We start from the raw sequence: 26,002 nt of genomic DNA on the forward strand, positions 1-26,002 counted from the left end.
GCCACATTGCCTGTCCCGATCCTTACTCGGGAGAAACTTGCATGGCTCATAATCATCACGGTCTATGACGGGTACGTCATGCCTGCCTGTCCGGTAGGCAGGCTCGATTTCTTCCCTATTTCCAATTAGCTTCCAAATGTGAGCTGCAACAACACCCCACACAGGTAGGCTCCATACGTTCCCACCGCATAGCCCAAAACAGCCAGCAATACCCCTACTGGAGCCAATGCCGGGTGAAAGGCCGAGGCAACAATGGGTGCCGATGCAGCGCCTCCTACGTTTGCCTGAGACCCGATGGCAACGTAAAAAAACGGCGCGCGAATCAAATAGGCAACCAAAAGCATGAAGAAAATATGAAAGGCCATCCAGGTGATCCCAATGAGGAAGAAAAGTGGATTGTCCAGTACGGCACGCAAATCCATTTGCAAGCCAATGCTCGCTACCAATACGTACAAGAGGACACTACCCATGCGCGAGGCGCCTACTCCTTCGAGTTTTCGGCAACGGGTAAAGGATAAAACCAACCCGCCCGAAGTAGCCAAAATTACCAGCCAGAAAAAAGGGGAATCCAGGGAATAGGGCTTGAGCCAGGGGTAGGTATCGCCTATATAGGGCGCTAATCGTCCGGCGAAAAAATGGGACAATCCCGTGATAAAAAAGCCCAGACCCAGGATGCTCATGGTATCCGATAACTGAGGGATTTTGGTGTTATTTTTCTGGTAGTGTGCGACTTTCTCCTTGAGGTTCGTGATGGCGGTAATATCTGCCTTCAACAGGCGGTCAATAGGCCCCGGCTTTGCCGCCCAGTACAGCAAAAAAGCCATCCATAAATTCGCAACGATCACGTCCACCGCGATCATCTGACTGAAAAGTGCCGGACTGGCACCGAATACCTCGAGCATGGCGGTTTGGTTGGCACTGCCCCCGATCCAACTTCCGGCAATGGTCGCCAACCCCCTCCAGGTCTCATCGGCACCCATACCTCCCAATACTTCCGGAAACACCAGAGAAACCAAAAATAACGCCGCAGGCCCGCCCAGGATAATCCCAAACGTACCGGTCAAAAACATAACCAGGGCCTTCGGTCCTAACTGCAGGATACTTTTCAGATCAATACTCAACGTGAGCAATACCAATGAGGTTGGTAATAAATACCGGGAGGCCACATAATACAAATTTGATTCCGCACCGGAAACCAGCCCGAATGTATTGAACAAAGCGGGAATAAAATAACAAAGCAAAACGACGGGCACGAAGCGGTAGAATACCACAAAAAAAGGGTGCTTACTGCCAGAGGTGTAAAACACCAGACCAAGAACGGCCATGATCAAGCCAAAAACAACGGCATCATCCTGAATCAATGCATTAGTCCCCATTCCCTCTGTTTTTCCATAGTAGTAAAAATTCACTTAGAATCATGGCCGTAGCGCCCCAAACCACCTCCCGATCAATCTCAAAATAGGGCGCCATTATCTCCCCTCCGGAGGGTATCGGAAACGATTTCCTTTTTTTATTCCGTTCGTCTATCAATGCGTCGAAATCGCTGCAAATGAGCCGTTCAACTTCCCTGGCATCCGGCTTAAACAACGGGACCTCAGACGTAAACCCAATGAACGGGCGAATGTAAAAATTACTTGGTGGGATGTACAAGTCGGACAGTGCGCCGAGCAGCTGGATTTTTCGTCGATCCACTCCGATTTCTTCTTCCGTCTCCCGTACCGCCGTAATCCTCAAATCGTGGTCATCGGGCTCCATTTTACCCCCGGGCAATGCAATCTGACCGCTGTGAACGCCCGCGTACGCAGCTCGTTTGATAAAAGGAATTTGCACCCCTGTTGTAGAAGGGCAGATCAATAGCAGCACCGCCCCCTTTCTGGCATGTTCCATTCGAAACCGGTCAAACCGCGCTTCCTCCAGCGGTAAGGGCGCCATTTCTTGCTGCCCCAGCCTGCCGGGTAAGGGTCCTTTCAAGGCGCTTTCGAGCACGTTTACCAGGTCAGTTAGTTCCATCTTATGCAGACTAGTAGTAAAGCTGAAAAAAGGCCTGAATACCATTCAGGCCTTTTTCACTTATCAAACCTATTAAACCTATTGGGTTGTATTCATGTAAAAATGAATAAACTCGTCGAAATTTAACGAAATAATCTACAAATCCAAAGGCAAAAAACTTTGCCAGGGAAAAATAATAACCTAATATCCTGCTCCAAAACTACCGTTTTTTTAGTACAGAGATAACGCATGAAAAAAGACTCGCACCATCAAACCGTCTCCACCATCTTAAATGGATTCGATCAATACATCTCCGACTTCAACCAAATCACCCGGGAGATCCCCAAAAACTTTATGGAGAGGGATTGGAAAAGCTTGCAGGAAAATCATAAAAGGCGGCTTCGACTGTATAAAGACCACCTGGCCTATATCGTGGCCCAGTGCCGGGAACTCCTCGGTGAACGCATAGCTGAGGACCGGGTCTGGAAATCGATGAAATCGGACTACCTGGAAACGATAAAAGGCAGAAATGACAAAGAACTGGCAGCGACTTTTTTCAACTCGGTCTTTCGCAAAACGTTTCCTGGAAACCGTATTGACGAAAACATGATGTTTGTGGAAGCTCCTTTTCCCGAATTGCCCGAACAAACCGACCCGAAGCTTTACCGTACCTACCCTGCCGGTCCCAGCCTCCCCCTTTTTTTCCGTAGCATGTTGGAGGATTTTACTTTTGGTAACAGGTATCTCAGGAAAGAAGAAGATATTCAGTTGCTGACACGGGAGGTTGAGAAGGTCGTTTTGAGTCGGTACCGGATCAGCGAAGAGACAACCACACAGGTGTTGCGAAACGTTTTTTACCGCAACAAAGCTGCTTACCTTATTGGAAGAATATTCCTGGGCAATAAATGGATGCCATTCATTATCCCCTTTGTAAATAATCAACAGGGGGTTTTTGCCGATACCTTAATTTTTGATCCCAATATCATGAGCGGGATATTTAGCTACACGCGTTCCTATTTCATGGCACCCGTGGAAATCCCCTCTCAAACCGTCGCTTTTCTCAACGCCGTCATCCCGCACAAAAAACCTTACGAGCTGTACAATGCCATTGGATTCAACAAACACGGCAAAACCTCCTTCTACCGCGACTTTATCCGCCATTTACGGGAGAGCCAGGATGAATTTATCCTGGCACCGGGGATACGGGGGATGGTGATGACGGTTTTTACCCTACCCTCCTACAACATTGTTTTCAAACTAATAAAGGATCATTTTGACCCCCCAAAGAACATGACCCGGCAGCAGGTTCGGGAAAAATACAAACTGGTGGGCCTGCATGACCGTGTCGGAAGAATGGCAGATACGCACGAATTCGAAAACTTCAAGCTACCCCTGGACCGAATCCATCCGGAACTTATGAGTGAACTAAATAAATCAGTCAACTCCCTGTTGCGAATAGAGGGGGATACCCTGATCATTCGCCATTTGTACATCGAACGGAGGCTAACACCGCTGAATCTTTTCCTGGAAACCTGCAGCCTTAAATTGGCCCGATTGGTGGTAAACGACTACGCCCAAGCCATCCTGCAGATGGCCCAGGCCAATATTTTTCCAGGTGATATGATGACAAAAAATTTCGGTGTCACCCGGCAAAACCGCGTCATCTTTTACGACTACGACGAAATCGAATTTCTGGACAGCATGAATTTCCGGTCCAAACCCAAACCAGAAACCTACGAGCAGATCTATGCTTCCGAACCCTGGTACGAAATTGGCGAGAAAGATGTATTTCCCGAAGATTTCAAGCGGTTTATGATCGGCAGGGCGGATGTCAGGGACTTCTTCATTCAATCCAATCCACAGCTTTTCGACCCCGGTTACTGGAAAGAAATCCAAAATCGGTTAGAAAAAGGTGAATTCCTCCATGCCTTTCCTTACCCCAACCGCATGCGATTCCGACCCGACGAACAAATCTAACTTTCTTCCCGATACCAGGAGGCATACCTGGGGTAATTGGCGGCTATCCTACGGATGGTTTCTTGCATTTCCGGCCCGGTATCTTTGACCTTTTTTGCAGGAATACCGGCGTAAATGCTATTTTTTTCAACCACCGTTCCTTCCAAAACCACCGCTCCTGCTGCGATCACCGCCCCTTCGCCCACCTGCGCACCGTCCATCACGATTGCTCCCATGCCTACCAGCACTCGGTCTGCAAGGGTACACCCGTGGACGATCGCACCATGTGCAATGGAAACATCCGAACCAATGGTCACCGGAAATTTTTGGTAGGTGCAATGAATGATTGCACCGTCCTGCACGTTGGTGCGGTCGCCCATGCGAATGGAATGCACGTCTCCACGTACCACCGCGTTGAACCACACGGTACACTGCTTGCCCATGATCACGTCTCCGATGATCGTAGCCGTATCTGCCAACCAACAATCGGATCCGAATTGCGGGGTCTTATTTTCAATACTTTTTACTAAAGCCATCGTCTTTCAGAATTAAATTGCCATTTTCTTCAATTAAATTACCAATAAAGAAATTAATGTTCGAAAAAGCTGAACTTTTCTACAGGAACACAGTTTAAGTGTGTATACATTGAAATCAATAAAAAACCAATCTTAATTAAACCAGTATTATTTATGAAAGCAATGAAATTATCAGGTTTTATCCTAGCCGCCTCGCTATTGACCTTCGCTTGCGGAAAAAGTTCGGATACCGTAGAGACCACCGAAGCGCAGGAAGCTGCAGCGGCAACCGGTCAGACACTAAGCCTTGACCTGGGTAGCAGTAAGGTAAATTGGAGGGGATACAAGCCCACGGGACAGCACTTTGGTCTGATTCCGGTTACCGATGGAACACTTTCAATCGAGGGAGATGCCATTACCGCGGGCGAATTTTCTTTCGACATTACCGGTCTTGAAATTCACGATTTGGAAGAGGGAAGCGAAAATCACGGAAAACTGTGGAACCACCTGCAATCCGATGACTTTTTCGATGCTGCCAACCATCCGAAAGCAACCTTTGTCATCACGGAGATCAGCCCATATGGAGCCGGAGATGCCATTGAAGATCAGGAGCAGTTTGAAACGGAAAACACCCCGAAAAGTGCTTCCGAAATTGCTCCGGACTCACCCACCCATTGGATAAGTGGCAACCTTACCATGAGGGGAAACACCAAAAACATCAAGTTTCCCGCTAGTGTATCCATGGAAAATGGGATGATTACAGCGCAAGCCGGATTCAATATCGACCGAACTGCCTGGGGATTGTCCTACGGGGACGAAGCTACGGCCGTAGATAAAGCAAAAGATCAGTTTATTTACAACACGGTATCCGTAAATTTTGATATCAAAGCGAATTAAGGAAGGGGATATTAGCTAGTTGCAAAGAGGGGGCTATAGGTCCCCTTTTTTTAATTTCATTTTGCTATTTTTGCAGGCATGTCCGAAATTGAAGCCAGCCTTACACTACCCATCGGTCCCTCGTGGGTCCAACAGATGCTGGTATGGGGAGCAATTCACTTTCGGTTTTATGGTTATTTCCATGCCAACGGTATCGACTATCCCCAGGGAGCCTTCGAACAGGTTTTTTACGGAGGAAACCAGGCGGTTTCGCTGGAAAATTTAGCCGATTTGCCGGCAGATAGGCCAAAAATCGGCATCCTTTCCTACGACCAGAAAAACAACTACGAGCGGCTGAATAGCCGGAATATTCCCTGGATCGATTGCCCCGATAGTCGGTTTTTCAGCCCGGAGGTAACCATTCGTTTCACGGCTGATTCAGCCGAGATTACCGGCAAAGACCCGGAAAGGATCGCCGCGGCAATCGCATCCACCCGCTTGCGAACAACCGACAGCCCGGAGGGCTTCTCGCTTCATTCCTCCCATGACCAGGAGTCCTATACCCGCCTGTTCACCAACATCCAAAACCATATTCTGGAGGGAGATATTTACGAGCTGAATTTCTGCATGGATTTCCACGGAAAGCTACCGGTTTGCGAACCGGAACGCGTCTACCTGGAGCTCTGTGCCCAGTCCCCCATGCCCTTTAGCGCCCTGTTTAAAGCCGATGACTTGTACCTATGTGCGGCCTCTCCCGAACGGTTTTTGAAAAAACAGGGGAACCTCCTGCTTTCCCAACCAATCAAAGGGAGTGTAAAAAGGGGCGACAGTCCGGAGGAGGATGCTTTCTTGAAAAAAAAATTGGCGGAAAGTGAGAAGGAACGCGCCGAAAATCTCATGATTGTAGATTTGATGCGAAATGATTTGTCCCGCGTCGCTGAAACCGGCTCTGTCTCCGTGGACGAACTGTTCGGTATTTATTCTTTCCAACGGATTACCCAAATGATTTCCACGGTCAGTTGCCGGCTTCGACCAGGAACTACGTTTGAGGAAATTGTGTCAAAAACCTTCCCCATGGGAAGCATGACGGGAGCCCCAAAAGTCCGGTCCATGGAACTGATCGAAGCCTACGAATCCTTTAAGCGGTCCTGGTTTTCGGGCGCTCTGGGCTACATTAATCCCTCGGGAGATTTTGACTTTTGCGTAGTAATTCGCAGCATCGTGATCAATCAAGCGGATCGTTCGTTCTATTTCGGGGTGGGCAGTGCGATCACATTGGATGCCAATGCCACCGAAGAATACCAGGAATGCCAGCTAAAAGCCGCCCCGATCATCCAAGCCTTGACCAAATTGTATCCATCAACTAATTCCCAACGTAATGGCAACACTAAACCAGATTCTGAAAAGCGTTATTGAAAAAAACCCCAACGAGCCTGAGTTCCATCAGGCGGTGGAGGAGGTGTTTGACAGTGTACTTCCGGTACTTAAAAATCAGCGTGACTACGTGGATGCCAGACTTTTTGAACGCATCTGCGAACCCGAGCGCATCATTTCCTTTCGGGTATGCTGGACAGACGATCGGGGTCAGGTGCAGGTCAACCGGGGATACCGGGTGCAGATGAATAGCGCATTGGGTCCGTACAAAGGGGGGCTTCGGTTTCACCCGAGTGTCAACCAGAGTATTTTAAAGTTTCTCGCGTTTGAACAGATTTTTAAGAATGCGCTGACGGGGTTGCCATTAGGGGCAGGTAAAGGCGGTGCCGACTTTGACCCAAAAGGGAAATCGGATGGGGAAGTCATGCGCTTTTGTCAGGCCTGGATGATGGAAGCCTACCGGCACATCGGTCATTTTACCGACGTACCCGCCGGAGATATCGGCGTGGGCGAACGAGAAATCGGCTACTTATTTGGTACCTACAAAAAAATACAAAACGAGTTTCAAGGTGTCCTGACCGGCAAAGGACTGGACTGGGGCGGCTCCTTCCTGCGTCCGGAGGCCACCGGATACGGTCTCATCCATTTTGCTCATTTCATGCTGACGGAAGTAGATGCCACCTTGGAAAACAAGGTGTGCCTGGTATCCGGCGCAGGTAACGTTTCCCAATTCGCCATCGAAAAATTGCTGCAAGAAGGGGCAAAAGTGGTCGGTTTTTCGGATTCCACCGGCTTCATTCACGATCCGGATGGCATGACGGAAGACAAGTTGCGTTTTTTAAAGAAGATCAAAAACGGGCAGCGTAAAAGTATTTCTGCATTTGCTGATAACTACAAATCGGCAGTCTATACCCCCGCTGGTGAAAAAAATATCTGGACCCTACCGGCGGATTGTGCCTTTCCCTGTGCCACCCAAAACGAACTGGACGAAAACGATGCCAAAACGCTCCGGGAAAATGGCCTGACCCTGCTGGCCGAAGGAGCGAACATGCCTTGCACACCCAAAGCCATCAACTACTTGCAACGATCCAAGGTGCTCTACGGACCCGGAAAGGCTTCCAATGCGGGGGGAGTGGCCGTATCGGGACTGGAGATGACCCAGAACCGAATGGGGCGCTACTGGAGCAAACAGGACCTGGAAAAAGAACTTCGCATCATCATGAAAGACATTCATGAAAAGTGCCTGGAAACCATCGCAACCCATGGACTCACCGATCAGGACTACCTGAATGCGGCAAATATTGGGGCCTTCGAAAAAGTAGCCAACGCCATGAATGCCCAGGGAACCGTCTAAGGAGTGTGATGACTGCCTACCGGAAAATCATACACGTGGACATGGATGCGTTTTTCGCTTCGGTAGAGCAATTGGATCATCCGGAATACCGGGGAAAACCCCTGGCCGTAGGCGGAAATCGGGAACGCGGCGTGGTGGCTGCTGCCAGTTACGAAGCCCGGAAATTTGGCGTACGATCGGCCATGCCTTCCCGATTGGCGGCACAAAAATGCCCCAACCTTATTTTCGTTCCGCCCCGTTTTGACCGGTACAAGGAGATTTCCCGGGTCATTCGAAAAATCTTTCTGGAGTTTACAGACCTGGTAGAACCGTTGTCCCTGGATGAAGCTTTTCTGGATGTAACCAACAATCATTTCGCACTTCCCTACGCTACCCAGATCGCCAAAGCCATCCGGCACCGCATTTTCTTGGAAACCGGACTCACCGCATCGGCAGGTATTTCGTACAATAAATTTTTGGCCAAAGTAGCTTCTGACCTAAATAAACCGAATGGACAGGCGGTCATCCCTCCGGAAAAAGCAGAGGCCTTTCTTGAAAAACTACCGATCGAAAAGTTTTTCGGTATTGGCAAAGTGACGGCAGAAAAAATGAAAGCACTGGGCATTCATTGTGGACGGGACCTAAAAGCCTATTCCCTGGTATTCCTCACCCGAAGATTTGGAAAATCCGGCCGGCACTATTACGATATCGTTCGGGGGATTCACGAAAGCGAAGTGAAACCAGACCGGATTCGAAAATCACTGGGTGTTGAAAATACCTTTGAAAAAGACCTGCTGACCAGCAGCTCGGTCGCCGAAACGCTCACAAACAAAATCCTTCCGGAATTTTTTCGCCGGCTGCAGCAGTCGCAAACCGCAGGAAGAACCCTGACCCTGAAGATCAAATACAATGATTTTACGGTCCATACCCGCAGCAGGACCTTTCCGGAAGCCATTCCTCCCGGTAGCATGGAAGCCCTCGCGTTGGAGCTGATCAGGCAAGAGGAGCTTTCGGGCCCCGTGCGCCTGCTGGGAATCAGCCTCTCGAATCTCATCCGGCCAGATGATCCAGGCAGACAGTTGCGCTTTTCCTACTAAACCCGCCAGCAGCGATACCTTGTTCCCCTCAACCCATTCCTCCGGCTACAACGGCAGGTTCTTAAAAATGCAGTAACCATCCCACTTGCCTTCTTTACGGAATATCCGCTTAGGTTTCAAGATGGGGCAAGAAGCCACGGATTCGGCACCAATCTTGTACCGGAGATAGAAAAAAAGTAGGACAATGACAATGACAACCTATCAAAAGTACCTCGATTTTGGATTGAAATACGGCATCCCATTGGCCGTACTATTGGCTACCCTCTCCATGAAAAAAGCAAAAGGGCTGGGCAACCTGGCGGTATTTGCATTGGTAACTCCCGCGATGCTGGGATACCTGTACAGCCTGAAACGGGCCAAAGCAATTCTGCAGGAAAATTCCGACCAGTAAACGAGCTCTTGAGTCGCGCATGCTGCTTTTCTGGAGGCGGGGGCTTTTGGTGTATTTTGCCAAATTACTAGCGGACCAAAGCTCCTCGAATGGCAATTGTTCCGCTGACCATTCATTACCGGGTTCCAAAAACCATTTCTACAAAGGGCCATTCCCAGCGCAATTGGCGACATCCGAGCGGCACCGGGACAACCTATTCGGCCCCTACTGCCAACTATAGTGGATCTATGCCCTGTCCAGTTTCCCGACAGGGCCCGGCTGAATTTGCTCATTTTGGGGGAATTACTCCCCATATCTGAGTTTTAGCGGTTATCTTTGGCGGATACGATAGATGTACCACCTCAAACAACCTAAAAAATGAAAACCGGAAGTCAACCCTTGATCCCTCCTACCGTCCTGGCAGCGCTGGTAAAGGACCCTGCAGTGGTGCTGGTAGATGCCCGTTTTGACAAAGAAGCCTATAAAAAGCAACACCTTCGTGGCGCGATTCACGTCGCTTTAAACGAGGACTTGTCCGATATCAAAGAAAACCCTGCTGCCGGAGGAAGGCATCCCCTCCCCACGCCAACGGACTTCGGCAAAACTCTGGGCAAACTGGGAATCCGTCCGGAAAGCCGGGTCATTGTTTACGATGACAAGCAGGGCGGTATGTCTGCTGCCCGGTTCTGGTGGATGTTGACGGCCGTTGGACATACCCAGGTACAGGTAGTGGATGGGGGACTGCAAGCGGCGGTGTCCGCAGGATTCCCAACGGCCTCCGGTGAAGAAATCCCGACACCAGGACCCGCCTATCCGGTACAGCAGTGGCAGTTGCCCCTGGCGGACATGGAAGAGGTGGGAGCGAAGGCCGGCGCAGAAGACTGCCGGGTGATCGACGTACGCGAGGCTGTGCGCTACTCCGGGGCCACCGAACCCATTGACCTGGTGGCTGGTCACATACCTGGAGCCATAAATGTACCTTTCTCAGAAAACCTGGGAGCGGATGGCTTCTTTCTGCCCGCAGACACCCTCAAAGCAAAATACCAGGAAGTGCTTGCCGGCATTTCTCCGGAAAACACCGCGATACACTGCGGGTCGGGTGTCACCGCCTGCCACACCTTATTGGCACTGGCGCATGCCGGGCTGGAAATCCCCAAACTCTACGTGGGTTCCTGGAGCGAATGGTCCCGAAACAACCGTCCCATCGCCACAGAAAAATGAACGAAGTAGCACTCCGTACGGTACAGGTCATGCAATACAAAATGCCTTTGCGTGAGGGAGGCTCCCTGCCCGCCCTGGCCCAGGCAGACGACGGCTTTAACTACGTGATCAAATTCCGAGGCGCCGGACAACGGGAAAAGGCCTTACTGGCGGAACTGTTGGGTGGAGAAATCGCCCGGTTATTGGGATTCAAGGTACCGGAGTTGGTCTTTGCCCGGCTGGACCCGGCATTTGGCCAAACGGAGGGAGACGAAGAAATCCAGGACTTATTGAAAAGCAGCCAGGGATTGAATCTGGGGCTTCATTTCTTATCCGCAGCGGTCAATTTTGATCCGGCAGCCGATGCGGTTTCAAGCGAACTGGCATCGGCCGTCGTCTGGCTGGATGCCTACATTACCAACGTGGACCGAACCTTTCGGAATACCAACATGCTGATGTGGCACCGGGAACTGTGGCTGATCGACCATGGCGCCTCCTTTATTTTTCACCATACCTGGGAAAACTGGGAAAAACACGCCAAAAGCCCTTTCCCCCTGATCAAAGATCACGTGTTATTGCCCCGGGCCGGAGAATTGGAAAAAGCCGACGAGAAGTTCAGACAACTACTTACCCCAGAGGCACTCTGGAACATCGTCCAATCCCTACCCGGGGAATGGCTGGAAGCCATGGGAGAAACCGGAGCAATGGAAGACTGGAAGCAGGTGTATACGGATTTTCTATTGCTCCGGCTCAAGCATTCGGAAACCTTTTTAAACGAAGCACAGCATGCCAGAAAAGCACTTGTATGAGTATGCCATCATTCGGGTAGTGCCCCGGGTGGAGAAGGAGGAATTCATCAACGTGGGCGTGGTCCTTTGCTCCATACAGCAGCAATACCTCCGCTGTACCGCGGTCCTGAACGAACAAAAACTAAAAGCGCTGGACCCCGAGACCGATACGGAAACGATCCGAAAACACCTCCAGGCATTCATACAGGTATGTGAGGGGAAAAATGCCAACAGCCCCATTTCCAAGGAACCCATCGCTTCCCGCTTTCGCTGGCTGACCGCTGTCCGAAGTTCCATCATCCAAACTTCCCGACCCCATCCAGGGATTTCCCCCGATTTGGACGAAACCGTGGATGCCCTGCTGAAAGCCTACGTGCAGTAAGTCCTCCACGAGCAATCCGGCGACCGACCCACGGATCACGAATCACCCTACGCCTCCAACCCCAGACGGGGTTGAATCGTGTGCCCTGCGATCGAGCCCAGATCGGCAGCCGAGACAGGATGGCAAAATCCAGCATCGAGGTGCAAGCGGTGGTTCAACCCGCTTCGGGGTTGGGGAAAGGATTTATCGGCGCCTGGGCCCCGGGTTTCGCCCGGGGTTATTGTTAGGGAAGCCCTTCAGGTTTCGGCGTCGAATGGACGCTTGTTTGTAGGAAAATACTAAGGGACGTCATTTCATCGGATTAATCGAACGGAAGATCGCTTTCTATAAACACCCTTTCTGACTGTTGATGATTTCCGCTGTAAGGACAGGCCTGAAGGGCCTGAACAATACTAACCGTGGGTGCAGCCCACGGATCGCGAATCACCCTACGCCGCCAACCCCAGACGGGGTTGAATCGTGTGCCCTGCGATCGAGCCCAGATCGGCAGCGGAGACACAATGGCAAAATCCAGCATCGAGGTGCAAGCGGTAGTTCAACCCGCTTCGGGGTTGGGGAAAGGATTTATCGGCGCCTGGGCCCCGGGTTTCGCCCGGGGTTATTGTTAGGGAAGCCCTTCAGGCCTCGGCGTCGAATGGACGCTTGTTTGTAGGAAAATACTAAGGGACGTCATTTCATCGGATTGCTCGAACGGAAGATCGCTTTCTATAAACACCCTTTCTGACTGTTGATGATTTCCGCTGTAAGGACAGGCCTGAAGGGCCTGAACAATACTAACCGTGGGTGCAGCCTACGGATCACGAATCACCCTACGCCTCCAACCCCAGACGGGGTTGAATCGTGTGCCCTGCGATCGAGCCCAGATCGGCAGCCGAGACAGGATGGCAAAATCCAGCATCGAGGTGCAAGCGGTGGTTCAACCCGCTTCGGGGTTGGGGAAAGGATTTATCGGCGCTTGGGCCCCGGGTTTCGCCCGGGGTTATTGTTAGGGAAGCCCTTCAGGCTTCGGCGTCGAATGGACGCTTGTTTGTAGGAAAATACTAAGGGACGTCATTTCATCGGATTGCTCGAACGGAAGATCGCTTTCTATAAACACCCTTTTTGACTGTTGATGATTTCCGCTGTAAGGACAGGCCTGAAGGGCCTGAACAATACTAACCGTGGGTGCAGCCCACGGATCACGAATCACCCTACGCCGCCAACCCCGGACGGGGTTGAATCGTATGCCCTGCGATCGAGCCCAGATCGGCAACGGAGACACAATGGCAAAATCCAGCATCGAGGTGCAAGCGGTGGTTCAACCCGCTTCGGGGTTGGGGAAAGGATTTATCGGCGTCTGGGCCCCGGGTTTCGCCCGGGGTTATTGTTAGGGAAGCCCTTCAGGCTTCGGCGTCGAATGGACGCTTGTTTGTAGGAAAATACTAAGGGACGTCATTTCATCGGATTGCTCGAACGGAAGATCGCTTTCTATAAACACCCTTTCTGACTGTTGATGATTTCCGCTGTAAGGACAGGCCTGAAGGGCCTGAACAATACTAACCGTGGGTGCAGCCCACGGATCGCGAATCACCCTACGCCGCCAACCCCAGACGGGGTTGAATCGTGTGCCCTGCGATCGAGCCCAGATCGGCAGCCGAGACAGGATGGCAAAATCCAGCATCGAGGTGCAAGCGGTGGTTCAACCCGCTTCGGGGTTGGGGAAAGGATTTATCGGCGCTTGGGCCCCGGGTTTCGCCCGGGGTTATTGTTAGGGAAGCCCTTCAGGTTTCGGCGTCGAATGGACGCTTGTTTGTAGGAAAATACTAAGGGACATCATTTCATCGGATTACTCGAACGGAAGATCGCTTTCTATAAACACCCTTTCTGACTGTTGATGATTTCCGCTGTAAGGACAGGCCTGAAGGGCCTGAACAATACTAACCGTGGGTGCAGCCCACGGATCGCGAATCACCCTACGCCGCCAACCCCGGACGGGGTTGAATCGTATGCCCTGCGATCGAGCCCAGATCGGCAACGGAGACAGGATGGAAAAATCCAGTATCGAGGTGCAAGCGGTGGTTCAACCCGCTTCGGGGTTGGGGAATCGGCTCGGCTACTTGTCGAATTGACCCATCCCGTTAATTTTTTAGGCCATTTTCCGGGAATTCAGCGGTGGAGTGTTATTTTTAGCTTTCCAAAAACCTACCCATGAAACAATCCACGAATAAAAACAGCCTGCTGGACCGGTTTCTCAACAGCATTGAGCGCGCTGGCAACAAATTACCGGATCCTGCCGTGCTTTTTTTGATCCTTATGCTGCTCACCTGGCTTTTTTCGGCATTACTGTCACCCATCGATTTCAACGAATTGGACCCACGGACAGGCGAAAAACTGTACATCCAAAACCTGCTAACCGGTGAACGTATCGCTGCGTTTCTTTCGCGAATGATTCCCACCTTCATTAATTTCCCTCCCCTAGGCGTGGTACTACTGGCGATGCTCGGCGTGGGCGTGGCAGAGTATTCCGGCTTTATCAATGCCGGTCTGAAATACCTGTTGGGATTTACGCCAAAAAGCCTGCTCACTCCCATTTTGGTATTGGTAGCCATTGTCAGCCATACGGCTGCGGATGCCGGTTACGTGCTGGTCATTCCCCTGGGAGGCGTGATTTTCTATGCCGCCGGCCGGCACCCGCTGGCGGGGATCGCTGCTACCTTTGCGGGGGTCTCCGGTGGATTCAGTGCCAATTTTATTCCCTCGGCCATCGACCCGCTTTTGCAATCCTTCACGCAGTCTGCGGCCCAAATCCTGGATCCCGGCATTCAGTTAAACCCCTTGAACAATATTTTCTTTACCGGTCTTTCCAGCTTGGTGGTGATCGGGGTGGCCTGGTACCTGACCGACAGGGTTATTGAGCCGCGGCTGTTGCGCACCAATCCCGTAGACGAAAACCTGACGGACGTGCCCCGAATGGACGAATTGGGTCCCAAAGAGAAAAAAGGATTTAAACTAGCCAGCCTGGTCTTGGTGCTGGGCCTGCTGGGTTTGGTTGCCTGGGCTTACCCGCTGGATTCCAGCCTTCGGGCCCCCGATGGAGAAATTACCTCTTTTGCTGCTCCTTTGATGCAATCCATTGTTCCGCTAATTTTCCTCGTCTTTTGGATCCCGGGCATCCTCTACGGATTCGTTGCCGGCACCTATACATCCTCCGGCGATGTGATCGCCTCCATGAGCAAAGCCATGGGAAGCATGGCGCAGTACATCGTCATGGCCTTTTTCTGCGCGCTCTTTATCGATGCCTTCTCCCAGTCGAATATTGGATCCATGACGGCACTAAAAGGAGCGGCCTTTCTGCAAAGCCTGCAATTGCCCTCGCAGGTAACGGTGGTCGGGATCGTCTTTCTAAGCGCTTTTGTCAACCTGTTGGTTGGATCGGCATCGGCCAAATGGGCCCTGATCAGCCCCATCTTTGTTCCCATGCTTATGCAGCTGGGAATTTCCCCCGACCTGACGCAGGCCGCCTACCGCGTGGGCGATTCGGTATCCAACATCATCACTCCCCTCCTTCCCTATTTTCCCCTGGTGGTGATCTTTGGCCAACGGTACGTGAAAAACACCGGTATCGGAACCCTGGTTTCGCTCATGCTGCCCTATACCATGTATTTACTGGTGATCTGGACCGCCTTTCTGCTGATTTACTGGACGCTGGAAATCCCACTGGGACTTCAATCTTCCTACGAATACACGGGCTTTTAAGCAACTCCTTACCTTATGAAAAAATCGCTTCCATCACAAATCCGCTACCTGCTGTTAATCTGTGTCTTGCAGTGGCCTGTTTTCCTTGCCAATGGGCAGGATGCGCTTCTGGAATACCTGGAAACACTTGCCCCAGACACCGAACTTTCCTTCCTGATCCAAGGTGCGGAGGGAGAAATTCTGGCGGAATACGAGCCGGATAAAGGGGTTCCCTCTGCCAGTATCATTAAAATACCCATACTGCTCGCGCTTCTGGAAGCAGTGGAAAACGAGGAACTTTCCCTGGAAGATCGGTACCACTTACGGAATCAGGACAAAGTGGGGGGCGCCGGGGAGTTGCAATTTGAGCCGGATGGAAGCCTGCTTACCTACCGCACACTGGCTACGGAAATGATTCGGATCAGCGACAATACCGCCACCAATATACTGATCGACGAACTTGGGATGGAACGGATACAGGGCTGGCTGAACGAACGTGGCTTTACCGCCACGCAGCTCAACCGAAAAATGATGGATTTTGCTGCCATCGAACAAGGAAAACAAAACTACACCAGCCCTGCGGAGATCAACCGGATTTTGTTGATGCTACTCGATTCGAAGTCCGTTTCTGCTGAAACCGCAGCATCCGCCCGGCAATTACTGACTGCCTGCGCGGACCGGCAAACCTTGCCCGCTCTCCTGCCAAAAAACCTGGAAGTAGCCCACAAAACCGGAACACTGGACTATGTTCGGGGAGATGCAGGAATTATTTTCGGAAAGCGCCCCCTGGTTGTTTCCGTTTTTGTGGAGCATTTTCAGGAAATCGAAGAGGCCGAAAAAATCATTGCCGAAATCGGACGTCTGGCCTATGAAATCTACGGCAGGTAAGGCCAGCCGACAGGTAGAACCGCTTCAGCCTATTCTCCGGATTGAATTTGCGCTTGGCTGTGTATGCCAAAAAAAGCCTTTAGTTAAATTCCCGGACCTGTTGCAAAAAGGGAATGGAGGGCTGGGCTCCTTTTTTTGTCACGGATAGGGCAGCTGCCCGGTTGGCAAAAGTCACCGCCTCCACCCAATCCATCCCAGCACTCAGTCCGGCAGCTACTGCGCCGATAAAGGTATCGCCCGCAGCCGTGCTGTCTACCGGAATTACCTCCGGTGAGGCCAGGCTACCGGTATAGTCGGGAGTGGAAAGAAAGGCACCCGCGGCCCCCAGGGTAATGACCACCACCTGTACGCCTTTTTGATGAAAATGGGCAGCGGCATGTACGGCCGTCGCTTCGTTCGTAACCCGTATCCCGGTGAGAAATTTGGTCTCTTCCTCGTTGGGGACAATGGCGTATAAATTTTTATAGATTGCTTCGGGCAATTCGCAGGCAGGGGCCGGGTTCAGGATCAGCTTTTTGCCCTTTCCCCCGTAGGTATTCGCCAGGTAAACGATTGTTTCCATGGGGGTTTCTAACTGCGTCAAAATAAACGCTGCTTCTTCCAGCAGCCCTGCATGGGCTTCCAGCTGTTGGGGCAAGAGCCCCTGATTTGCCCCACTGGCCACGACAATGGTGTTTTCGCCCGAAGCGTCCACCATAATCTGGGCCACCCCGGAGGGCAATTGCTCGTCCAGCGCCACTGCCTGAATATCCAAGCCCTCGTTTTTGAAGTTTTCCAATGTTTGGTGACCGAAGGCATCGTTTCCCAATCGGGCCACAAAGGCCACCTCTCCGCCCAGTCTCACTGCTGCAATGGCCTGATTGGCGCCTTTCCCACCGGGATGAATGCTGAATTCTTCTCCGTGAACGGTTTCACCTGGTACCGGAAACCGCTTCACGCGAACGACCATATCGGTATTCGAACTCCCCACCACCACAATTTTTTGTTGTTGACCCATACGCTGTTTTTGTGAGCAAACAACCGCTAAAAACCGCCGGTGCATGCCCACCAATAAAGTTGGAAATTTCAAACGGGCCCAAGTGCCTGGGCCCCCGTACCGATTTGAAATTAAAACTAAAACAAAATTTCAAAAATCCCTGAAAAAACCAACAGGAATTCCGGGCAAACAAGGAAAAAGACCGGGACTATCCGGACTTTTTCGGTAGCGAATGGTTGTTTTAACGGGATCCTGCTTCCGTTTTTTGTATCCCCTCGTGCAGAACACGGGCAGCGGGAAACAACAGGTTGTTTTCCAAATGAATGTGCACGTGCAGGTCTTTCTCAAACTCCTCCAACATGGCAAACGCTACCTTATAGGTCTGACAGGCATCGGCCGGCGGATTGTATCCCTGACTAAGTTCCGAAAGTCGGGAAAAACGGGCTCCTTCGGCCGCATGATCGTCTTCCATCATGCCAATGGGGTTTTCGATGTGTCCAAAATGAGGATCAGGAGGTGCAATCCCTTCGCTTCGGGCTTTTTCCATGGCCTCTATGTAGGGAAAAAGGATCAGTTCTTCTTTCTTCATGTGCACGGTCAGGGCATCCGCTGCTCCGGAAAATAACCGGTTGATTTCTGCCAACTCCGGATGACGCTCCCCATGTACTTTCTCAAGTTTATCCAGGTAGCATTTCAGGGAGGGCAGGCTTTCTTCCACTTGCCGGTGATGGGTGTTCACAATGTGTGCGATCAACTCAACGGAACTCATTTGGGCGTAGCGTAGGTCCTTCGAACTGTTTTCCAATCCCCCAAGTTTCATAACGAGATCCGCTGCATTTATCCCTTTTTTCCGACAAGCCTCGGTAACGCTGATGCCACCTCCGCAACAAAAGTCAATGCCGTATTCCGTGAAAATTTTCGCCGTTCTGAAATCCCTGGCGACAATGTCTCCGACTTTTTCCACTGCTAGCTGTTCCATAATTAAAAGGTATTAGGATTTGATTATCTTTTATATAAAACAAAGCTACGGAAAAATTAATTAAGGACAAATTTATCTTTTATTATTTTCGCCGACTATTCTCCTCACTGGAAGGTTTTCGGATATTCAGCCACAGGGATAGAAAAAAGGCCGCCAATGCAAGGCCAAGGGTGGCACCGTCCACCAACTTGGCCGCAGGCTGCCAGCCCAGGATACGTTCCAGCAAGTAACTAATATAGGAATTGGGTAAGCCCTCCACGCCTCGGAGGCGGAGGATTTCCCAATGCCAGTCCGTGCAGGGGCAGTACCCCCATCCGTACCAGATTCCCAGGAAAACCCAGGAAGCCAGGGTCAGGGAAATGCAAACCAGGTGTGCTTTTCGGGTAGAGGGGCTCAGCCAGCCCCCCAGATTGAAAAGGATCAACCCGGTATGCAGGACCAGAAAGGCATAATCGGCCGCTGCCAGCCAGTCAATAAAAAGAAGCTGATGCATAATTGGTAGTGGTTTACCCGCAGCGAACGGACGCATTTCTTTTTCGCCATCGGAAATTCATCCGGTTAATTTACGGATTCATCCCGAACGTATTCGAATCCGTCCAGCCCGATTTTCCATTTTCCGGCTGGATGCATTGTTTTGCTCTCCTACTAACGAACCTATTTGAGAAACGACATGCGACAAAAAACGTTACTTCTGCTAATCCTGCTAGGTCTATCCCACTGGGCGACCGCACAAGACAACCCATCCTACACGCAAACCGTCCGGGGAACCGTTCTGGACCTGGTCAGCCAATCTCCGTTGCCGGGAGCTTCGGTACGCATCATGGGTACCGACCCCCTGATTGGAACAGCCACCGACCTGGAGGGTAGGTTTACCTTAACCGCCGTTCCTGCCGGAAGGGCCAGCATACAGGTAAGTTACCTGGGATACGAACCCAGCACGCTTCGCGAAATCCCCATTACCAGCGGAAAAGAAGTAGTCCTCACCATTCAATTGGAGGAAAGTCTGGAACAGATGGAAACCGTGGTGGTGCAGGCCGGAGGAGACTCCCGGCAAGCCCAGAATGAAATGGCCACCGTTTCGGCCAGGGGTTTTGACATGGAGGCCACCCAGCGATTTGCCGGCAGCCGAAACGATCCCGCCCGCATGGCCCAAAACTTCGCCGGGGTAAGCGGCGCGAATGATTCCCGAAACGACATAGTCATTCGGGGCAATTCCCCCACCGGCGTTTTGTGGAGATTGGAAGGGGTAGACATTCCCAACCCCAACCATTTTGGCGCCATGGGTACCACCGGTGGTCCGGTAAGCATCCTCAACAGCAACCTTCTGGATAAAAGTGATTTTATCACGGGTGCTTTTCCTGCCGCCTATGGAAATGCCACGGCCGGGGTTTTTGATCTCAACCTTCGTAAAGGCAATGCCTATCGCAGGGAGCACCTGGTGCAAATGGGATTCAATGGATTGGAACTTGGGACCGAGGGGCCGTTGGGTGGCGCTAACGGTGCATCCTACCTACTGAATTACCGGTATTCAACCTTTGCATTGATGCAGGAGATCGGTTTTTCGGCCGGCACAGGAGCGGCAGTACCCTATTACCAGGACTTTTCCCTAAAACTAGACCTGCCTACCCGTTCCTGGGGACGGTTTTCGGTTTTTGCGATTGGCGGAAAGAGTAACATCGACCTGCTTGGATCGGAAACGGACAGCAGCGCCACGGACCTATACTCAGAGCTAACCCAAAACATTTACAACCGGGCAAAAATGGGCGTCGTCGGATTGACCCACCGGCAGTATTACGATACGCAGACCTACGGCGTAGTGACGTTGTCGGCGGATCACAGTTTTTCGGGAAACCGTGTGGATTCCCTAAGTTTGGAAAACAGGGAACCAAGTCCCCTTTTTCGCAACCATTTTGGATTAAACAAGTTCCGGGCACAATACGAGCTTTACCGCAAGGTAGACAGCCGGAACAATTTTCGCGCCGGCATGAATTATGATCACCTGCAATTCAACCTGCGGGATAGTCTGTATCAGGCAGCGGAAGACCGCTTCCGCGACTTACGCAATGCATCCGGTTCGTCGGGCTTGTTCCAATCCCACCTGCAATGGCAACACCGGCTGGACCAACGCCTCAGCGCCAACATCGGCCTCCACTACCAGTATTTTGTGTTGAACGATGCCCGGCAGCTTGAGCCACGGTTCGGTCTGTCTTTTGAACAAAATGACCGCAATACCTTCAGTTTTGGCTACGGCCTGCACAGCCAATTGCAGCCCATTCCCACCTATTTCCTCGAGTCCGAGGGCCCGAACGAGCAAAGCCTGCAAACGAATAAAGGGCTGGATTTCAGCAAATCTCACCACCTGGTGGCCGGATTCCGGCATCAATTCAGCCCGGATGTGCACCTGAAGTCCGAAATCTACTACCAACACGTATACGATGTACCGGTAGAAACCGCTCCGAGTAGCTTCTCCCTGCTCAATGCCGGCGCCGATTTTGGTTTGCCGAATGTGGACAGCCTGACCAATCGGGGCCGGGGTCGCAATTACGGCTTGGAACTCACCTTAGAAAAGCAATTTAGTGCGGGATCGTATTTTCTGGCCACGGCCTCCTTATTTGATTCCCGGTATAGGGGGAGCGATGCTGTCTGGAGAAATACGGCCTTTAACAGTCGGTACGTAGTGAACGGTCTGTTTGGAAAAGAATGGGAAATCGGGGGGCCAAACCGCACCTTTGCCCTGGATATAAAACTGACCTATGCGGGTGGTCAGTATCGTACGCCCATCGATTTGGAACGCAGCATCCTGGAAAACCAGGCGGTATTCCAGGAAGACCGGGCCTTTTCGGTCAAAAACCCGGACTATTTCCGTACCGATCTCAAGGCCGTATACCGGGTAAACAAGAAAAACCTGACCCACGAATGGTCGCTGGACATACAAAATCTCACCAACCACCAAAACCTGTTTCGGCAGACCTACAATCCAATATCCCAGTCCATTGTCAACAGTTACCAGCTCGGCATCTTTCCGATTCCGCAGTACCGGTTGACTTTTTAGGCATAATCTAAGTGCTTTGCGTATCTTGTCGTCGGCAACAACCAACAAATGAAGATAAAGGCCCCTTATGACCGGTACCTGTTGATGCTCGGATTGTCCCTCCTGCTGACGGTGGTGCAGCCCATCGCCCCCTTTTGGCCGGAGTTGCTGGTCAACGGTGTCTTTACCTTTGCGTTTTGGGAAGGCAATTTTCGACTGGTCGGCTGGGTTCGCGAACGGTACCCGCGAATCCAGCAGACCCGGCAGCGCATCCTCACCCAGGCGGTGCTTTCCGTTGGGTACACCGTCCTTGCCGGCAGCCTGGTGATCTTCTTGCTGCACGGGATTGGTTGGATCCCCTACGAAGCGGACTTCCACCTCCAAATACTAGGAATGGGGCTGTTTATTACCGCCATCATTGCCATCGTCTACGAAACCGTGTTTTACTTCGAGCTATGGAAATCCTCCCTGCTGGAAAGTGAGCGGCTGAAAAAAACGGAAGCCCGCCTGCAATTTGAAAGCCTCAAAAACCAGGTGAATCCCCATTTCCTATTTAACAGCCTAAACACCCTGGCCTCCCTGATTCCGGTGGATCCGGAAAAAGCGGAACAATTTGTGCAGGAATTTGCTGATATCTACCGCTACGTATTGGAAGTGAACGGCAAAAACTTTGTCAGGCTTCGGGAGGAGATGGACTTTGTGGAATCCTATATCTACCTGCAAAAAATCCGGTTTGGCGACCACCTGATCTTCGAGAACCGCCTGGATGCGCAGGTGGACCGGTACCATATTCCACCGCTAATTGTGCAAAACCTGGTAGAAAATGCCATCAAGCACAACCAGATTTTACAGGGAAAGCCACTGACCATCCGGCTGGAACTGATTGAGGACCGGTTGCTGGTCAGGAACAACCTGCAGCTACGCAGCCATCCCGCTCCGTCTACGCAGACCGGCCTGAAAAACATCGCCCAACGGCTGCAATTGGTAGCGAACAAAGAAGCTAATTTTTACGAACAAGCGGGGTATTTTTGTGCCGAAATTCCCCTGATCCCTGAAACCGATTAAGCAAGCATGTACACCACCTTACTTGTAGAAGACGAAAAGCTGGCGGCAGACCGCCTGGAGCGAATGCTGCAACAGATCGCTCCGGAAATACGGGTGCAGGCCAAGGTTGACTCGGTAGGTGCCGCGGTAGCCTTTCTTAAAAACAACCAACCCGACCTGATTTTTCTGGACATTCACCTGGCGGATGGCTCCGGTTTTGAGATTTTTGAGCAGGTGGAAGTAAGTTGCCCGGTCATCTTTACCACCGCCTACGATGAATACGCCCTGCGGGCATTTCAGGTCAATGGTATCGCCTATCTGCTCAAGCCCATCGGGCAGGACGCCCTGTCAGCCAGCTTGCAAAAATTAAAATCCATACAGGCTTCCGGGACGCAGGTAGCCTCCCTGGATGCACTGCTGGCCCAACTCCGAAAGGGAGAAACGCCCTACCGGAAACGTTTTTTGCTGGCCTATGGAAACACGATCAAGTCCATTGGAATCGCAGAGGTGGCCTATTTTTTTGCCGAAAACAAGGCCGTATACCTGGTCGACCAATCGGGCAGCAAATACGTGCTGGACGAGACGCTGGATCAGCTAGCGGAGGGGCTTGACCCGGAGGTGTTTTTCCGGGTAAACCGAAGTTTTGTGGTACAGGTAGCCGCCATTCGTCAGATGCATGCCTACTCCCGCAGCCGGATCAAACTGGACCTACAGCCCCCCTGCGCCAAGGAATGCATCAGCAGCTCGGAAAAAACGGCGGAGTTTAAGGAGTGGTTGGGGAGGTGAGTGCGCGGTTCCCTGGATAATACTCTCGACGCCTATCGCATTTCTTTTACCACGCGATGTTTATTGGCTTTTACCTCGCAATTTATACTGAATAAATAGCAAGAATATCCGATCGGTTTCGATGATTTTCTAGAATTACATTTTTAATTTTTTGCAAATAATCGAATTTCCCGAAAAATTCAAAACAGTACGTATGAATACGCTCCTTAGTACAAACTGAAACTGCCTTTTCGAAACAGTTGCAAATATTATCTAAATCCACATCTTCTCCCTTTTGAAATTTTTCAATCAATACCATTCCCATCTCAAAAAATGCTTCTCCGAACATAGGTTTGTATTTTTCCGCCAAGCCATCTAATTTAGAATTTTTTGTAATCTTGTCCAATGTTCTTTCATACGCATCCCGGGGTAGTTTTTCCCGAAGAAGGCTAAAAAGCTTTGTTCTGACAATTTCAAAATACATCATATTTTTTTCCACATGATCTACAGAAAGTCCGATGTAAATATCATCTAATTTGATCATATTCCCTTCAATTTTGATGTAATTCCCATTATTTGTTGGTTGATTTTCATTTGTTTCGATCAGGTGTTTTAATTGAATAGCTGCGTCCTCTACCCCGATTTGAGTTAATAGTCTTAAATATTCGGTTTTAGCTATGTTTGGTTTCTCCAGCAAGTCATGTAGTACTCCCAAGCGAAAAGGAACTTCTATCGTATCCAACTTTAGTCGCTTTGCTTTTGTCAGGTAATCACAGCTAAGCTGTAATCTCCTTTTAAAAAAATAAAGGTGAGAAAGGCACCAGTATAGGGTATGCTGTATTTTTTTTTGTAGTACTTTATCTTCGTCGTTTATTATTTCGTGAATCCTGATTTTTTTTTCCCAGCTTCCATGATGTTGCGCCCAAACCTCATTAAAGGCATGGCAATTCAACGAGACGAAATCTCCTGCGGTTCCATTAACAAAGATTACCAAATCTGCTTTGTCTTCGATTGCAATTTCCTTCGCTTCGGAAAAAGTATTTGCGCTGGGAATTCGCTGTCCTCCTGCGCCATTGATGTTACCCGAAATTGGTAAGTTTTCATTTTCAATCAAGTTGAGAAGTAACAATTTAAGATTATCCTTTATTTGAGCGTCTTTAGTCGTTGTATTGTTCACAAGTGCTATAACCAACCCATCGGGACAGGAAAACTCCACATGAACAAACTCTCCAAAGTCCCTTAAGCCAACAAACTGACTCAAAAGATCAAGTATGTCCAGCTTTACAAAGCCATCATAACGAAACTTACCGTCGTATTTAAATTTAGCGTAACAATACCAAAACGAACGCAGTATTTTGCTATCTTTCGCAAAAGGCCATTGATCATCCGGCCACCCCAATTTTCTTAAATTTGTCTGATGATTTTGTTTGACCTCCCCCGGATCATTGTTTAAAAAAGGAATGTATTCGGATAGCTCATTTTCTCTGCGTCCCCTTATCCGAAGAAGTTCCGCGACTTTATCCTTCACACGCTCGCCCAACTTGTAAAAAGGCTCGTATTTTCCTCTTTCATCTTGGACCAATTCCTTTAAGTATGGGTGATTTTTAGCATAATTAAGGTATTGTAGCGCTGCCATAGATCAGGAGTGTGGATTCGATTTGATAACAAGACTACACGTGATGCAGAATAATTCAGTAATTATTTTTAAAATACTGAATTATTTTTTTAAAACCGATTCTGTTGTTGAAAAATTTTTCCACTGGAAAAAAAATTACTGGCCCCGGCGCTATGTATGAGTATTTTGAAGCACACATAGTGTAATGAAACAAATTTTTACTATATATTATTTTTTATTTTTTTACTTTTTATATTTTTTATACTGAATTTTATTACATGAACCAAATTTAGTTCTTATCCGGTTATTTCTATGTCGGCCGAAAAAACTGATCAGAATTTACTAACCAATGTAAATACGTATCGGCGCAGATGCTAAGGGAATTGACAAGAAATAGGAAACGGACCCTTCCTAATTCTTGTCAACCCACTCGGGTCCATTTGAATCAAACTTCAATTAAAAACCTAAAAAGTTATGAAGGCTAAAATCAAATGGAAGGTGTTGATAATTGCACTTATGTTACTAGTTGCTTCGTGCGACTTCATTGGTATTGACGAAAAAGAGGGTTTTCCAAGAGAAAATCCTGATACCGAACTAATAACGGGAGGTGGGGGCAAGTCGAATGACGACCCAGCGAATGGTGGTGGAAGCTAAACACCAATTAGTCCCTACACCGTACTACCGGATTAAACAACAACCGTTTTAATTTCGATGCTAAAAAGCCTGCAACATTTCTTGCAGGTTTTTTTTTATGCCAGCCTTTCAATGAACACCTAATAAACCGCCGCATCAAAATCAACCAGTAGTTAAAGATACGCAGGCAAAAATAAATGACCGGTATAAAATTCGCAAAGCTGAGGAATAAATTCGTGAAAGTACAGAATTGACTCGTGAGCTCCTTTTCCTCTACCCAGCTTATCAACTAACTATTGCTAAAATGATTTTAGAAAACTGAATTTATACCGTATTTCCTTTTATTTTTTACGCAAAAAAGCCATCTTTAAATAGTTATTTTGAATAAGGCACTTATCAAATAAAGGCTTTGTACGGATACGGTGGCTTCGCCACCATCCTTTGTATTAGATTTTCAAAAATCCCTTCTTTCATTTT

Annotated in this window: 22 protein-coding genes; 15 read left to right on the forward strand and 7 right to left on the reverse strand. The window is 50.0% G+C overall.

The features are described from left to right. Nucleotides 1-125: 125 nt before the first annotated feature. Both GCU44_RS21025 and GCU44_RS21030 read right to left on the reverse strand, forming a co-directional pair. Entirely contained in the window at nt 126-1,376 is a 1,251-nt protein-coding gene (locus tag GCU44_RS21025; RefSeq protein WP_154859353.1) for a DUF819 family protein, read from the reverse strand. After that, nucleotides 1,366-2,010, reverse strand: a complete 645-nt coding sequence (locus tag GCU44_RS21030; protein WP_154859355.1) for an NUDIX hydrolase — start codon at nt 2,008-2,010, stop codon at nt 1,366-1,368. The genes GCU44_RS21025 and GCU44_RS21030 overlap by 11 nt, the downstream gene beginning before the upstream one ends. 228 nt (nt 2,011-2,238) lie before the next feature. On the opposite strand from GCU44_RS21030, the gene aceK reads away from it, so the two are divergent. Then, nucleotides 2,239-3,966, forward strand: coding sequence for a bifunctional isocitrate dehydrogenase kinase/phosphatase (aceK, locus tag GCU44_RS21035; RefSeq protein WP_154859357.1), 1,728 nt, complete (start codon nt 2,239-2,241; stop codon nt 3,964-3,966). Here aceK and GCU44_RS21040 read toward each other — a convergent pair. Continuing rightward, nucleotides 3,963-4,481: a gamma carbonic anhydrase family protein gene (locus GCU44_RS21040; protein ID WP_092178403.1), complete on the reverse strand. Its 519-nt coding sequence runs from the start codon at nt 4,479-4,481 to the stop codon at nt 3,963-3,965. The genes aceK and GCU44_RS21040 overlap by 4 nt on opposite strands. 153 nt (nt 4,482-4,634) lie before the next feature. On the opposite strand from GCU44_RS21040, the gene GCU44_RS21045 reads away from it, so the two are divergent. The 10 genes from GCU44_RS21045 to GCU44_RS21090 all read left to right on the forward strand — a co-directional run bounded on the left by GCU44_RS21045 (nt 4,635) and on the right by GCU44_RS21090 (nt 16,482). Next, nucleotides 4,635-5,357 carry a YceI family protein gene (locus GCU44_RS21045; RefSeq protein ID WP_154859359.1) on the forward strand — a complete coding sequence of 241 codons (723 nt, stop codon included), beginning with the start codon at nt 4,635-4,637 and terminating at the stop codon, nt 5,355-5,357. 78 nt (nt 5,358-5,435) lie between these two features. Next, the gene (locus tag GCU44_RS21050; protein WP_154859361.1) at nt 5,436-6,752 is read left to right on the forward strand and encodes an anthranilate synthase component I family protein; all 1,317 of its coding nucleotides are present in this window, start codon (nt 5,436-5,438) and stop codon (nt 6,750-6,752) included. Next, nucleotides 6,715-8,064 (forward strand): NADP-specific glutamate dehydrogenase, encoded by a 1,350-nt coding sequence (gene gdhA, locus GCU44_RS21055; RefSeq protein WP_154859363.1) that lies wholly within the window; start codon nt 6,715-6,717, stop codon nt 8,062-8,064. The genes GCU44_RS21050 and gdhA overlap by 38 nt, the downstream gene beginning before the upstream one ends. Before the next feature lie 8 nt (nt 8,065-8,072). After that, nucleotides 8,073-9,140 (forward strand): DNA polymerase IV, encoded by a 1,068-nt coding sequence (gene dinB / locus GCU44_RS21060; protein ID WP_154859391.1) that lies wholly within the window; start codon nt 8,073-8,075, stop codon nt 9,138-9,140. Nucleotides 9,141-9,330: 190 nt separating this feature from the next. Continuing rightward, the gene (locus tag GCU44_RS21065; protein WP_092178413.1) at nt 9,331-9,531 is read left to right on the forward strand and encodes a hypothetical protein; all 201 of its coding nucleotides are present in this window, start codon (nt 9,331-9,333) and stop codon (nt 9,529-9,531) included. Nucleotides 9,532-9,888: 357 nt separating this feature from the next. Beyond that, nucleotides 9,889-10,731, forward strand: a complete 843-nt coding sequence (locus GCU44_RS21070) for a sulfurtransferase (RefSeq protein ID WP_154859365.1) — start codon at nt 9,889-9,891, stop codon at nt 10,729-10,731. Then, complete coding sequence (locus tag GCU44_RS21075; RefSeq protein ID WP_154859367.1) at nt 10,728-11,519, forward strand: HipA family kinase; 792 nt, start codon at nt 10,728-10,730, stop codon at nt 11,517-11,519. The genes GCU44_RS21070 and GCU44_RS21075 overlap by 4 nt, the downstream gene beginning before the upstream one ends. After that, on the forward strand, nt 11,497-11,880 hold the full coding sequence (locus GCU44_RS21080) for a DUF3037 domain-containing protein (RefSeq protein WP_154859369.1): 384 nt from the start codon (nt 11,497-11,499) through the stop codon (nt 11,878-11,880). The genes GCU44_RS21075 and GCU44_RS21080 overlap by 23 nt, the downstream gene beginning before the upstream one ends. Before the next feature lie 2,187 nt (nt 11,881-14,067). After that, nucleotides 14,068-15,615: an AbgT family transporter gene (locus tag GCU44_RS21085; protein ID WP_154859372.1), complete on the forward strand. Its 1,548-nt coding sequence runs from the start codon at nt 14,068-14,070 to the stop codon at nt 15,613-15,615. A gap of 15 nt (nt 15,616-15,630) precedes the next feature. After that, nucleotides 15,631-16,482: a serine hydrolase gene (locus GCU44_RS21090; RefSeq protein ID WP_154859374.1), complete on the forward strand. Its 852-nt coding sequence runs from the start codon at nt 15,631-15,633 to the stop codon at nt 16,480-16,482. Nucleotides 16,483-16,561: 79 nt separating this feature from the next. On the opposite strand, the gene rbsK is transcribed toward GCU44_RS21090, so the two are convergent. From rbsK to GCU44_RS21105, 3 genes are all read right to left on the reverse strand, one after another. Further along, nucleotides 16,562-17,479: a ribokinase gene (gene rbsK / locus GCU44_RS21095; protein WP_092178899.1), complete on the reverse strand. Its 918-nt coding sequence runs from the start codon at nt 17,477-17,479 to the stop codon at nt 16,562-16,564. Nucleotides 17,480-17,699: 220 nt separating this feature from the next. After that, nucleotides 17,700-18,437 (reverse strand): iron-sulfur cluster repair di-iron protein, encoded by a 738-nt coding sequence (gene ric, locus GCU44_RS21100; RefSeq protein ID WP_154859376.1) that lies wholly within the window; start codon nt 18,435-18,437, stop codon nt 17,700-17,702. 82 nt (nt 18,438-18,519) lie between these two features. Beyond that, the gene (locus GCU44_RS21105; protein WP_154859379.1) at nt 18,520-18,930 is read right to left on the reverse strand and encodes a DUF2784 domain-containing protein; all 411 of its coding nucleotides are present in this window, start codon (nt 18,928-18,930) and stop codon (nt 18,520-18,522) included. A 177-nt stretch (nt 18,931-19,107) separates the two neighbouring features. Here GCU44_RS21105 and GCU44_RS21110 point away from each other — a divergent pair, with 177 nt between their 5' ends. From GCU44_RS21110 to GCU44_RS21120, 3 genes are read left to right on the forward strand one after another with little or no spacing between them, the layout of a single operon-like run. Then, nucleotides 19,108-21,489 (forward strand): TonB-dependent receptor, encoded by a 2,382-nt coding sequence (locus GCU44_RS21110; protein WP_154859381.1) that lies wholly within the window; start codon nt 19,108-19,110, stop codon nt 21,487-21,489. A 48-nt stretch (nt 21,490-21,537) separates the two neighbouring features. Next, entirely contained in the window at nt 21,538-22,533 is a 996-nt protein-coding gene (locus GCU44_RS21115) for a sensor histidine kinase (RefSeq protein WP_154859383.1), read from the forward strand. Nucleotides 22,534-22,539: 6 nt separating this feature from the next. Further along, a complete protein-coding gene (locus GCU44_RS21120) occupies nt 22,540-23,298 on the forward strand; it encodes a LytR/AlgR family response regulator transcription factor (protein WP_154859385.1) in 759 nt (252 codons plus the stop codon). 82 nt (nt 23,299-23,380) lie between these two features. Here the strand turns inward: GCU44_RS21120 and GCU44_RS21125 are convergent, their stop codons facing one another. After that, the gene (locus tag GCU44_RS21125) at nt 23,381-24,913 is read right to left on the reverse strand and encodes a hypothetical protein (protein WP_154859387.1); all 1,533 of its coding nucleotides are present in this window, start codon (nt 24,911-24,913) and stop codon (nt 23,381-23,383) included. A gap of 453 nt (nt 24,914-25,366) precedes the next feature. On the opposite strand from GCU44_RS21125, the gene GCU44_RS21130 reads away from it, so the two are divergent. Continuing rightward, nucleotides 25,367-25,546, forward strand: a complete 180-nt coding sequence (locus tag GCU44_RS21130; protein ID WP_154859389.1) for a hypothetical protein — start codon at nt 25,367-25,369, stop codon at nt 25,544-25,546. The last annotated feature ends 456 nt before the right edge of the window (nt 25,547-26,002 follow it).

Source organism: Cyclobacterium xiamenense (assembly GCF_009467825.1).
Classification (GTDB): Bacteria; Bacteroidota; Bacteroidia; order Cytophagales; family Cyclobacteriaceae; genus Cyclobacterium; species Cyclobacterium xiamenense.

Bases quoted from the DNA above. Each gene is read 5' to 3' on its own strand.
- GCU44_RS21025 (WP_154859353.1), bottom strand. From the start codon at position 1,376: ATGGGGACTAATGCATTGATTCAGGATGATGCCGTTGTTTTTGGCTTG.
- GCU44_RS21030 (WP_154859355.1), bottom strand. From the start codon at position 2,010: ATGGAACTAACTGACCTGGTAAACGTGCTCGAAAGCGCCTTGAAAGGA.
- aceK (WP_154859357.1), top strand. From the start codon at position 2,239: ATGAAAAAAGACTCGCACCATCAAACCGTCTCCACCATCTTAAATGGA.
- GCU44_RS21040 (WP_092178403.1), bottom strand. From the start codon at position 4,481: ATGGCTTTAGTAAAAAGTATTGAAAATAAGACCCCGCAATTCGGATCC.
- GCU44_RS21045 (WP_154859359.1), top strand. From the start codon at position 4,635: ATGAAAGCAATGAAATTATCAGGTTTTATCCTAGCCGCCTCGCTATTG.
- GCU44_RS21050 (WP_154859361.1), top strand. From the start codon at position 5,436: ATGTCCGAAATTGAAGCCAGCCTTACACTACCCATCGGTCCCTCGTGG.
- gdhA (WP_154859363.1), top strand. From the start codon at position 6,715: ATGGCAACACTAAACCAGATTCTGAAAAGCGTTATTGAAAAAAACCCC.
- dinB (WP_154859391.1), top strand. From the start codon at position 8,073: ATGACTGCCTACCGGAAAATCATACACGTGGACATGGATGCGTTTTTC.
- GCU44_RS21065 (WP_092178413.1), top strand. From the start codon at position 9,331: ATGACAACCTATCAAAAGTACCTCGATTTTGGATTGAAATACGGCATC.
- GCU44_RS21070 (WP_154859365.1), top strand. From the start codon at position 9,889: ATGAAAACCGGAAGTCAACCCTTGATCCCTCCTACCGTCCTGGCAGCG.
- GCU44_RS21075 (WP_154859367.1), top strand. From the start codon at position 10,728: ATGAACGAAGTAGCACTCCGTACGGTACAGGTCATGCAATACAAAATG.
- GCU44_RS21080 (WP_154859369.1), top strand. From the start codon at position 11,497: ATGCCAGAAAAGCACTTGTATGAGTATGCCATCATTCGGGTAGTGCCC.
- GCU44_RS21085 (WP_154859372.1), top strand. From the start codon at position 14,068: ATGAAACAATCCACGAATAAAAACAGCCTGCTGGACCGGTTTCTCAAC.
- GCU44_RS21090 (WP_154859374.1), top strand. From the start codon at position 15,631: ATGAAAAAATCGCTTCCATCACAAATCCGCTACCTGCTGTTAATCTGT.
- rbsK (WP_092178899.1), bottom strand. From the start codon at position 17,479: ATGGGTCAACAACAAAAAATTGTGGTGGTGGGGAGTTCGAATACCGAT.
- ric (WP_154859376.1), bottom strand. From the start codon at position 18,437: ATGGAACAGCTAGCAGTGGAAAAAGTCGGAGACATTGTCGCCAGGGAT.
- GCU44_RS21105 (WP_154859379.1), bottom strand. From the start codon at position 18,930: ATGCATCAGCTTCTTTTTATTGACTGGCTGGCAGCGGCCGATTATGCC.
- GCU44_RS21110 (WP_154859381.1), top strand. From the start codon at position 19,108: ATGCGACAAAAAACGTTACTTCTGCTAATCCTGCTAGGTCTATCCCAC.
- GCU44_RS21115 (WP_154859383.1), top strand. From the start codon at position 21,538: ATGAAGATAAAGGCCCCTTATGACCGGTACCTGTTGATGCTCGGATTG.
- GCU44_RS21120 (WP_154859385.1), top strand. From the start codon at position 22,540: ATGTACACCACCTTACTTGTAGAAGACGAAAAGCTGGCGGCAGACCGC.
- GCU44_RS21125 (WP_154859387.1), bottom strand. From the start codon at position 24,913: ATGGCAGCGCTACAATACCTTAATTATGCTAAAAATCACCCATACTTA.
- GCU44_RS21130 (WP_154859389.1), top strand. From the start codon at position 25,367: ATGAAGGCTAAAATCAAATGGAAGGTGTTGATAATTGCACTTATGTTA.